This window comes from Tundrisphaera macrotermitis, assembly GCF_051175315.1.
Classification (GTDB): Bacteria; Planctomycetota; Planctomycetia; order Isosphaerales; family Isosphaeraceae; genus Tundrisphaera.
In genome coordinates this window covers 1,490,121-1,500,830 of the sequence record NZ_CP195100.1, presented here as the reverse complement: position 1 = coordinate 1,500,830, position 10,710 = coordinate 1,490,121, and the positions used below count along the sequence as shown (strand labels likewise).

At 72.1% G+C, this 10,710-nt stretch carries 7 protein-coding genes; 4 read left to right on the top strand and 3 right to left on the bottom strand.

What is annotated here, in order from left to right; all coding sequences use genetic code 11:
• Positions 1-7: 7 nt before the first annotated feature.
• Positions 8-514 carry a hypothetical protein gene (locus TA3x_RS06360; protein WP_435019393.1) on the bottom strand — a complete coding sequence of 169 codons (507 nt, stop codon included), beginning with the start codon at positions 512-514 and terminating at the stop codon, positions 8-10.
• 58 nt (positions 515-572) lie between these two features.
• Positions 573-1,097: a hypothetical protein gene (locus TA3x_RS06355; RefSeq protein WP_435019391.1), complete on the bottom strand. Its 525-nt coding sequence runs from the start codon at positions 1,095-1,097 to the stop codon at positions 573-575.
• A 257-nt stretch (positions 1,098-1,354) separates the two neighbouring features.
• Here TA3x_RS06355 and TA3x_RS06350 point away from each other — a divergent pair, with 257 nt between their 5' ends.
• The 4 genes from TA3x_RS06350 to TA3x_RS06335 all read left to right on the top strand — a co-directional run bounded on the left by TA3x_RS06350 (position 1,355) and on the right by TA3x_RS06335 (position 7,693).
• A complete protein-coding gene (locus tag TA3x_RS06350; protein ID WP_435019389.1) occupies positions 1,355-3,814 on the top strand; it encodes a M28 family metallopeptidase in 2,460 nt (819 codons plus the stop codon).
• Between the two features lie 71 nt (positions 3,815-3,885).
• Positions 3,886-5,358 (top strand): APC family permease, encoded by a 1,473-nt coding sequence (locus TA3x_RS06345; protein WP_435019387.1) that lies wholly within the window; start codon positions 3,886-3,888, stop codon positions 5,356-5,358.
• Between the two features lie 142 nt (positions 5,359-5,500).
• Positions 5,501-6,493 (top strand): type I phosphomannose isomerase catalytic subunit, encoded by a 993-nt coding sequence (locus tag TA3x_RS06340; RefSeq protein ID WP_435019385.1) that lies wholly within the window; start codon positions 5,501-5,503, stop codon positions 6,491-6,493.
• Between the two features lie 63 nt (positions 6,494-6,556).
• Positions 6,557-7,693, top strand: coding sequence for a hypothetical protein (locus TA3x_RS06335; protein WP_435019383.1), 1,137 nt, complete (start codon positions 6,557-6,559; stop codon positions 7,691-7,693).
• A gap of 10 nt (positions 7,694-7,703) precedes the next feature.
• Here TA3x_RS06335 and TA3x_RS06330 read toward each other — a convergent pair whose 3' ends face one another.
• Positions 7,704-10,448, bottom strand: a complete 2,745-nt coding sequence (locus TA3x_RS06330; RefSeq protein ID WP_435019381.1) for a glycosyl hydrolase — start codon at positions 10,446-10,448, stop codon at positions 7,704-7,706.
• Between the last annotated feature and the right edge of the window lie 262 nt (positions 10,449-10,710).

Here is a 10,710-nt window from a genome sequence, read left to right as displayed (position 1 = left end):
GCCCCGATCAATCCCCGGCGGCCGACGCTCTCGCGGGAGGATGGGCCCATCGGGCGAGCCACCCCCCGATCAGGGCGATCACAACCTGCGGCATGACCAGGATCGTCGATGCGCAGACCTGGGCGACGACGTGATTCCCCAGGAGGTCGGAAGGTACCACGTCGCTCCATCGGAGATATCGCCTCTCGCATTCGTGATGCACCGCGAAGACATACGCGGCCAGCGCGGCGAATCCCGCAAGCTCGAACCCCACCAGCCAGGTGCGGCCCACCCGGCGACGCCAGCCGGCCAGGAGGCCGATCGCGAGGAGATTGGCCATGGGCAACCCTCCCCTCGCCCAGAATTCGAGCTTGTTGCGGCTGTTGACGGGCGGCGCGTACCCCCGGGCCTTGGACCGGGGAAAGGCCGCCCGGATGGCCCCGAATTCGATCGCGACGACCGCGACGAAGACCATGAGCCAACCGATGCTGATGCGTCGCGATCGCGGGGCGGACGCCCGGGTCTGCTCGCTCATTCGGGCCCGATTTCCTTTCGACGATTGGCGAGGATGCCCGGGCATGAAGGCCGGTCCGCTACGGCCCGACGACCCAGAGCGGGCAATCGCGGCGGGCCGCCTCGTTGGCGGCCAGGGCCAGCCGGGCGAAGGCGATCACCTCCGGCGCGTCGGAGACGCCGCCTTCTTCGCCGTCGGGATGGGCCTGGATCAGCGATCGCAGCCCCGGCTCGTCGAGCGGCAGCGACCAGCGCGTGGCCAGTTCCTCCAATTCGGCCCGGAGCCCCGGCAGGCTGGCGCAGCGGAGCGGCCCGCCTTCTTCGAGCGGGAGCGAAAGGGCCTGGACCGGGGCCGGCAGGTAGACGCCCCGGCCGTCGCCGACCAGGGCCATCAGGTTGGGCACATTGTCCGCGCCGAGGTCGGCCACGGCCCGGCCTTGCAGCTCGCCCCAGGGGGCGTCGCCCAACTCCCCGAACCGGAGCGGGGGCACGCCCTCCCACTCCCCTTCGGCGCCGAAGGCGCGGTCCAGCGCCTCGGCGATCGCGGCGGCGGACCGCCCCTCGAACGTCCCCTTAGCCCCCCCGACGGTGAACGTCAGCCCCACGGATCACCCCCTTGAGGCGCGGGGTACGGTGCCGCGCCCGGGGTCGGGCCGGCCCGCGCCGCGCGGGTCGAGATCGAAGCGTGCGATGCCGGTCGATTCGATGCGGATCCGGACGCGATGCGACGGCCGAAGCCGGGCCGGGGGCTGGATTCGCCCCGCCCGAGACCGTATTTTGGTGGTGGCTTCGGGCCGTTCGCCCGAGTTTGCTGCCGCCTCGCCGCCGCTGTCAAGCGGCTCCTCGAAAAAGGGTGGTCTCCATGTTGCGATGTCGGACCCTGGGCGGGCTCGGGCTGGTCGCTCTTGCGATGATCTCGGTCCCGGGGCGGGCCCAGGACGGCCCGATCGGCTTCGCCCCGGCGTCCCGCAAGGCGCAAGGCAAGGCCGAGGCCCATGCCCTGGGCGTCCCCACCCCGGACGCCGCCCGAGCCTGGCTCCACGAGCTGACCGAGGAGCCCCACGTGGCCGGCACCCCGGCCGATCGCAAGACGGCCGATTTCCTCGCCGACAAGCTCCGGTCCTGGGGCTGGCAGGTTCAGATCGAGGAATACGAGGCCCTGCTGAACTACCCCAAGCTGGGCAGCGTCGTCTGCGAGCTGGTCCGGCCCGAGCCCGTCCCCTTGAAGGTCGTCGAGGATCCCCTCGCCGTGGACAAGGACTCGGCCAGCGCCGACGTCTTCCCCGCCTTCCACGGCTACGGCGTCTCGGGCGACGTCACGGCTCAGGTCGTCTACGCCAACTACGGACGCCCGGAAGACTTCGCGACGCTGACACGCATCGGCGTCGACGTCCGGGGCAAGATCGTCCTGGTCCGCTACGGCGAGCTGTTCCGGGGCCTGAAGGTCCGCAACGCCCAGAAGGCCGGCGCCAAAGGGGTCCTGATCTATTCCGACCCGGCCGAGGACGGCTACACCAAGGGCGACACCTATCCCGGCGGCCCGTTCCGGCCGGCCTCGGCGCTCCAGCGCGGCAGCGTCCAGTTCCTGTCGCTGGGGCCGGGCGACCCCTCCACGCCCGATGGGCCTTCGATCAAGGGGGCGAAGCGGCTCGCCTGGGATCCCCAGCACGGGTTCCCGCTGGAAGCCCCCGCCGACGCCCCCCCCGCCGTCATCGCCCAGAAGGCGGCGGAGATCAAGGCCTGGGAGCAGGCGGCCAAGGTGGCCCGGGTCGATTACTTCGCGTCGATCCCGTCGCTGCCGATCAGCTACGAGGCGGCGAGGCCGATCCTGGCGGCGATGGGCGGCGCGAACGTCCCGGCCGGCTGGCAGGGCGGATTGCCCCTGGCGTACCACGTCGGCCCCGGGCCGGCGGAGGTCCGCCTCGCCGTGGCGATGGACTACCAGATCCGCCCGATCTGGAACGTGGTCGCCACGATCAAGGGGGAGGTGGAGCCCGACCGCTGGGTCATGATCGGCAACCACCGCGACGCCTGGGTGTACGGCGCCGTGGACCCGGGCAGCGGCACGTCGGCCACGCTGGAAACCTGCCGGGCCCTGGGCTCGGCGGTCGTGAAGCTGGGCTGGAAGCCCCGCCGGACCCTGCACTATTCCAGCTGGGACGCCGAGGAATACGGCCTGGTCGGCTCGACCGAATGGGCCGACCACCACGCCCAGGAGATCGACGAGAAGGCGGTCCTGATGCTCAACGTCGACTCCGCCGTCTCCGGGCCCGACCTCGACCTCGACGGCGTCCCGTCGCTCCGCGACCTGGTGCTGGAGGCGGCCGGGGCGGTGACCGACGTCCGGTCGAATCGGCCGATCCTCGACGACTGGCTCGCCAAGCGTCGCGCGGCGTGGGCCGGCACGGGCCCCCTGGAACTCGACGACCTGTGGGGCCCCGCGACGCCGGGGACTCCGCCGCCCGCCCGCAAGTTCTCGCCGAAGATGAACCCGCTCGGCTCGGGGTCGGACTACACCGCCTTCGTCGACCACCTGGGCGTGCCGGCCGTCGACATCGGCTTCAACGGCCGCTACGGCGTCTACCACTCGGTCTACGACAGCTTCCACTGGATGGAGAAGTACGGCGACCCCGAGTTCCTGACCCACGCCAGCGCGGCCAAGCTCTATACCCTGATCGCCATGCGGGCGGCCAACGCCGAGGTCATCCCGTTCCGGTTCGTGCCCTATGGGGAGGCGATCCGGGAGTACGTCGACGACCTCCGTCGGCAGGTCGCCCGCAAGGCCCGGGCGGCCGAGGCGACCCCGGCGCGGCCGGCGTTCGCGTTCGAGGGGCTGCCGAGGCTGGTCGCGTCGATCAAGGGGTTCGAGGCCCAGGCCGCGGCGGTCGACGCCGCCACCGAGGCCCTCGCCCGCCGCGACGGCGTCGCGCCGGCCCAGCTGGCCCGGGTCAACGACGCCCTGGTCCGGGTCGAGCGGGCGTTCCTGCTGCCCAACGGCCTGCCCGGCCGCCCCTGGTTCCGCCATGCGATCTACGCGCCGGGGCTGACGACCGGCTATGCGTCGTGGCCCCTGCCCGGCGTCCGCCAGGCGATCGAGGATCAGGACCCCGCCCTCCTCGCCGACCAGGTCAACGCCCTGGCCGAGCGGATCGACGCCGCGGCGGCGGCCCTCCGCGCGGTGACCGTCGCGGCGACCACCGAACCAACCCCGCCGGCCCCGGCCCCGGCCCCCGCTGCGGCCCCCGCCCCGGCCCCCGCCCCGGCCGTTGCCCCCGCCCCGGCGCAGCCGGCCGCGCCCCCGCCCGGGCGAGGCGGCCGCTGAGCCCCCCTCCCCTCTCCCCCTCTCCACCACGTCCGATCCTCCCAACCTGATCTCGTACGATTCGAGGGCGCATGTCGACGGAACCATTGGCGGAGGCCGGGAGGGCGAAGTTGCCCCGGGTCCTGGGCCCGACCGAGGCGCTTTGCGTCGTGGTCGGATCGGTGATCGGCTCGGGGATCTTCATCGTCCCGGCGCGGGTCGCGCGGGATGTCCCCTTCCTGGGCGGGATCGCGCTGGTCTGGATCGTGGGCGGCTTGTTCAGCCTGGCGGGCGCGCTGACGCTCGCCGAATTGGCCGCGATGCTCCCCAGCGCCGGCGGCCCCTACGTCTACCTGCGCGAGGCCTACGGCCGGCTCCCGGCCTTCCTGTTCGGCTGGACCGAGTTCCTGGTGATCCGGTCCGGGTCGATCGCGACGCTGGCCGCGGCGTTCGGGCTCTACTTCGGGCTGATCATCCCGGCCCCGGCGGGCCTCCATCCCCTGATCTGGCAGACGGCCGCGGCGGTGATCGCCACCGCCTGCCTGGCGGTCCTCAACGTCCTGGGCACCAAGATCGGCGGCCGGATCCAGGTCGTGGGCACGGCGCTGAAGGTCGGGGCGCTGGCCGTGATGATCGTCCTTCCGTTCGCCATGGGCAAGCTCGACCCCGCCCTGCTCACGCCGATGTGGCCGGCGTCCGCGGACATGTCGGTGCTCAAGGGGATCATGGCGGCGATGATCGGCGTCCTCTGGACGTACGACGGGTGGGTCAACGCCTCGGCCCTGGCCGAGGAGATCCGCGACCCCGGCCGCAGCATCCCCCGGGCCCTGATCTGGGGCATGCTGACGCTGATCGCCCTGTACCTGGGGATGACCCTGATCTACCACATGGTGCTGCCCCTGGACGAAGTCCGCGTCGGGTCGTCCGAGAGGGGCTCGCCGCGTGGGGTGGCGGCCGATTTCTGCGGGCACCTGCTCGGCCCCGGCGGCACCCTCCTGATCTCCCTGGTCGTGATGACCTCGGTCTTCATCACCCTGAACGGGAACTCCCTGTCCGGGCCCCGCGCCTACTTCGCGATGGCCCGCGACGGCCTGTTCCCCCGGGGGTTGTGCCGGATCCACCCCCGGTTCCAGACGCCCGCCAACGCCATCATCGCCCAGTCGGCCTGGGCCATCATCCTGATCGTCGCCGGGACGGCGATGATCCTCTGGGAGCCGGACACGAGCGGCCTGCCCGATGGGCTCAAGGCCGCCTGGCAGAAGCTCCACACCACGCCGCTTTACGACGTCCTGTATAATTACGTGATCTTCGGCGGGACGATCTTCTACGGGCTGGCGATCACCAGCGTGTTCGTGCTCCGAGCCCGCCGGCCCGACCTCGACCGCCCCTATCGCACCTGGGGCTACCCGGTCACGCCGGTGCTCTATACCCTCGCCTCGCTGTTCCTGCTCTGGAGCATGCTGGATGGGAACCCCTTCGAGTCGGTCACCGGGCTCCTGATCGTGGCCTCGGGCATCCCGGCGTTCTGGTTCTTCTCGCGCACCTCGGCCCTGGATCCGGCCTGATCTGGCGTCATCCGGCGCGATCCGGCGTGGTTCGGCCCGCCGGAGGCGTCGAGAATCTGGCGTTGATCTTTTTCGCCGACGATAGACAATCTCCGGCGCCTGGGGATACAACCGATGGAATGGACTCCACACGAGGGGCGCGATGAAACGCATCATGGTCCACCCGCTCCACCCTCTCCGCTTCGAGCCGATCTACAAACGCCTGATCTGGGGGGGACGACGGCTCAGCACGGTCCTCCACAAGTCGATCGGCGAGGGGTCGGAGTATGCGGAGAGTTGGGAGATCTCCGACCACCGGACTGACGTCAGCCGCGTGGTCGAAGGCCCCCTGGCGGGCACGTCGCTCCGCGACCTGATCCGGGAGCACGGCGAGAACCTGTTCGGCAAGGCGATCGGGTCCCGGGACCAGTTCCCGCTGCTGGTGAAGTTCATCGATGCCCAGCAGGACCTCTCGGTGCAGGTCCACCCGGATGACGTCGGGGGCCGCCGCCTGGCCAACGACAACGGCAAGACCGAGACCTGGGTGATCCTCCACGCCGAGCCCGGCAGCCGGATCTATGCGGGCCTCCGCCCCGGGGTCACCCGGGAGAGGATGGCCGCCGCCCTGGCCGACGGGACGGTCGAGGAGTTGCTCCACTCGTTCCCGGCCCGCGCCGGCGACTGCATCCTGATCCCCGCCGGCACGGTCCACGCGATCGGGGCGGGGGTGGTGCTCGCCGAGGTCCAGCAGATGTCCGACGCCACGTTCCGGCTCTACGATTGGGGCCGGGTCGGCCCCGACGGGAAGCCCCGGCCGCTCCACGTCGCCGAGGCCCTGGAGTCGATCGACTTCGACGCCGGCCCGGTCTCCCCGCTCGTCCCGGTGCCCGAGCCGATCGTCGGCGGGGTCCGCGAGCCGCTCTCGCGTTCGAGCTATTTCGCCCTGGAACGGCTCCGCCTGGACGGCCCGACCACGATCGGCCTGACCGATCGATTCACGATCCTGGTCGGCCTCGACGGGGAGGCGGAGATCTGCTCCGACGACCTGTCGGTCCGGCTGGAACTCGGCCAGACCGTGCTGCTGCCGGCCTCGGTCGGCGCGTGTCGGGTCGTCCCCGATGGCCGCGCGACCCTGCTCACGTGCATCGTCCCCTGACCCGGGACGATGCTGACGTTACCGCCCTGGATGGTCCGCCGCCCCGCCGCAAAGGAGTGTCGCATGGCCGACGACCCCTCGTCGTCCGGTTCGCCCGCCGCCCGAACGTTCCTCGCCTTCGCCCCGATGCTCCGCGCCGTGGGGATCGCCTCCGACGCCAAGAAGCTGATCTTGGCCGCCGCGGGGCTTGCCCTGCTGTGCGGCGGATGGTGGGGCATCGCCCGGGCGTTCGGCGACCATGCGCCCCTGCCGATCCTCCCCGGCTCGCCGCTGGCGATCGGGGCGGGGACGCCGGAAGGGTGGTCCTACGCCCTGGCCCGGAGGGTCGCCGAGCCGGCGCGGGCGGTGGTGGCCCCGTTCGCCGACCTGCTCTCCCCAAGGCCCGCCGGGGCGGCCGTCGGGCTGCAATCCGCCCTGATGGGCCTGTGGGCATTGATCGTCTGGGGCATCTTCGGCGGCGCGATCGCCCGGATCGCCGTCGTCCAGGCCGCCTGCGGCCGGAGGATCGGCATCGGCTCGGCCGTGCGGTTCGCCTTCCGCAAGGCGGGCTCGCTGATCGGGGCGCCCCTGATCCCGTTCCTGGCCGTGATCCTGTTCATCGCCGCGAATGCCGCGCTCGGGCTGGTGTCGCGGATCCCGGGCGGCGTCGGTCCCACCGTGGTGGCGGTCCTGGGATTCATCCCGATCGCCCTGGGGATGGTGACGGCCCTGATCCTGCTGGGCCTGGCCCTCGGCTGGCCGCTCATGCACGTGACCATCGCCGCCGAGGATGAGGACGCCCCGGACGCGCTGAGCCGATCCTACTCCTACGTCAACCAGCGGTTCTTCCGCTATGCGATCCACGTCGCCCTGGCCTGGGGGATCGGCATGGTCGGGCTGTTCCTCGCGGCCCAGTTCGCCCGGTTCGTCCTGCACCTGGCCGGCTGGAGCGTGGCCCTCGGCGCCTCGGCCAACCCGGATGTCCCCCCGTCGGCCCGGTCGATCGCCGACGGCTGGGCCTACCTGGTCGCGCTCCTGCTCCACGGCTGGGCTTACAGCTATTTCTGGTCGGCGGCGTCGATCCTCTACCTGATCCTGCGCCGGGACGTGGACGGCAAGGAATGGGACGACGTCGCCCTGCCCGAGCACGAGGGCGACCGCTTCGCCGCCGAGCCGGCGTCGACGCCGGAGCCCGCCCCGGCGGTCGAGGCGACCGCCTGAGCCGGCCGGTTCAGCCCCAGGTCCATTCCCAGTGCGACTCCCCTTCCGGCAGCTCGACGGACCAGTCGAGCCGCCCGATGGCGGGGTTGTGCCGGGGGGGCGGCATCTCGGGATGCGACTGCCAGGGGCCCGGATGGGCCAGCCCCGGGCAGGTCACGCCCACGTCGAGGGTGGCGGCCCGGGCCAGCCGGGCGCGGAGCGTGAGCCGGTGGACGGTGGAGCCGATGGGCCGTTCCAGCCGGTATTTGACCTCGCCGCAGCGGAGCCGGCGCGAGATCCCGACGTGGGGCCAGGCCCCGGGCAAGGCCGGTTCGAGCCGCAGACGGCGGTCGGGCACGTCCTCGTCGAGACCCGCCAGGTCGAGCAGGGCATCGATGAGCATCGATTGCAGCCCCCAGACGCCGCCGCCGACCGTGGCGCCGGTCCGCGCCGATTCGCCGCCCCGGGGGTTGGTCCGGACGAACAGGCCCAGCGTCCCGAGCCGGGCGAGCAGGCCGTCGAGGATCGTGGTGGCGATGTTCCAGGCGCGGGCCTCGCCGGTCTCCCGCCCCAGGCGGATGAGGTAGCGGACGATCCAGAGCGTGGCGAGGCTCGACGGGTCGGGGGGGATCGACTCGGCCGGCCCGAGCTTGCTGCCGATGCGGCTCGGCTCGATCGACCAGCGGGTGAAGAAGTTGGCGTCGCCGGCGATCGCGTTGTGGCGGAAGATCGCCTCGGCGGTGGTCCGGACCCTGGGGTCGGCCGCCGGCAGGAGGTCGAACGGGACGACCACCCCGAGGATGCTCACGTCGAGCGCGGTCGACCGCTCCAGGGACCGCCGGGGGTCGTCGGCCCAGCGTCCCCTCCGCGACGAGATCCGGCGGGCGTCCAGGAACCGGCCGGTCGCGTGGTCCACCATCCCGGGGCCGGTGCCGTCCTTGGTCGAGACGCCCAGGATGCCGACCTCCCAGATCCGGTCGGCCAGCGCCTCCCAGGCCGGGGCCGCCTCGGCCCGGTCGATCAATCGGGCGATCCGGGCCGCCGCCCTGAGGCCGGCGACCACCGAGGCGTTCGCGTACAGGAACGCCCCGAATCGGGTATCCCAGAGGCCCGCCGAGCTGACCAGCGCCAGGTCGTCCAGCCAGCGCAGGCCGGGGTGCCCCGAGGGGCCGATGCAGACCGAGACGGCACGCTCGACCATCGGCCAGCATGAGGCGACGAAGTCGAGGTCGCCGGTCGTGCGGTAATGCCGCTCCAGCGCCCAGGGGATCGTCGCCGTCTGGTCGATGGCCGGAGTCTCCCATTCCGGGTGGCCGTCGATCGTGTACTTGTGGAACCAGTAGGGATAGGCCCGGGTCTGCCCCTTCACCCCGGCCAGCCACTGGAAGACCTTGCGGCCGATCTCGGGGTGCCCGCACCGATCCAGGGTCGCGCCGGCGAAGATCGCCTCGCGCGGCCAGCAGTAGGCGCTCAGCCCGCGATCGAAGCCGGCGGCGATCGCCCCCCAGTACTCGTCGGCGTGCAGTGCGGCGGCCAGGGCCGACCGGCGGAGGCTGACGGCGTGGTTGGGCTTGGGGAAGTGGAGGCTGGGGACCGGCTCGACGAAGGCGTCCCACTCCTGCGCCGTGGCCTGCTCCACGGCGTCGAGGTCCGAACTGCGGAACCAGTCGAGGGCCGGGCGGAGCCAGTGCTCGAAGGTGCCCGAGTCCCCCCGCCAGCCGGTGAAGGCCCCGCTCACCAGCAGGTCGACCGTGGTGGAACCGCCCGCGGGCAGTTCCAGGTTGCGGAGCAGGATCGCCTCGTTCGGCCCGGTCGGCTCGCACTGGACCGGCCCGCCGTCGTCGAGGGCGATGGCGAACTCGATGGTGGCGTCGCGGGCCAGCTTGCGGTTGACGTGGCCGTGCCCCCGGTTGATCGCCAGCAGGGTCCGGTGCTGGTCGTGCCAGCTCAGCCCCGGCTCGCCGATCCCGCCGTTGACCTCCGCCTGGACGTAGACGCCGAAGATCGCCGAGATCGGCTCGGGGCCGTCGTTCGCGATCCGGAACCGCTTGAGATACTGGCCCGGCGACTCGGTGCCCCCCGCCGATCGGGGCAGGCACGACCCCTTGGCGACGAAGTCCACGGCCAGCACGCGGATCGGCCCGTGCCTCCAGGACAGCTCGGTCATCAGGACGTTGGTCGCCCCCTGGTAATGCTGGAACGTCCCCCAGGCCCGGCGTTCGCCGAACCAGTCGAGGCGGCGGCCGATCGCCAGGCCGGCCACGATCGCGCGGAAGTGGGACCGGCTCCGGGGCAGCTCCCCCTCGGCGGGGCGGACGTCGGAGTGGAGGCCGACCGAGGGGAAGTAGATGTCGTGGGTCCCGCCCCGGCCGTCGACGCGGACGGTCATCGTCCGGTTGCCGACGATCCCCTCCGGGCCGGGCGGCGGCACCTCGATCGTCTCGGACGGGTCGGGCAGGTTCGGGCGGACGATCGCGTCCTGCGACGGCCCGTAAACGACCTCGCCCCGGCATCGGGCCCCGGCGCGGTAGTGGAGCCGGACATTGACGCCCTGCGGCGGGATCGGGACGTGCCAGAGGCTGTTGACGCCCTTGTTCTCGAGCCAGAAAGCGGGCAAGATCACCGCCTCCGGCATGTCGTCGGTGGAGAGTTCGAGCCAGACCTCCTGATCGTCCTCGATCGGATGCGTCCCGACCACCACGGCCGACCACATCCCCGCGCGGACCTGCCCGCCGTGCCTCCCCTTCGCCGCCGCCTCGATCCACGTCGCCAGCATCGTCCCTCCTTGAAGTCGGGCCAGGTGCGATGGGCCCGACCGCCTCGACATCGATCTTGCTTGGGACCAAGGGTGGAAGATGAGCCATCGATTGTCGGCGTTCATCCCGCCCGCGCCAAGGGTTCGACAAGCTTCGGAGAGGGATTCCCGACGGCGATCCCCGGGCGTGCGGACGGCGACCCGGGGCCGGCCCGGCAGGTGCAAGAGATGCCCGGATCGCCCGGCGGCCCGGGCGGGGGCCGATGGGGCCGGCCGACCCACA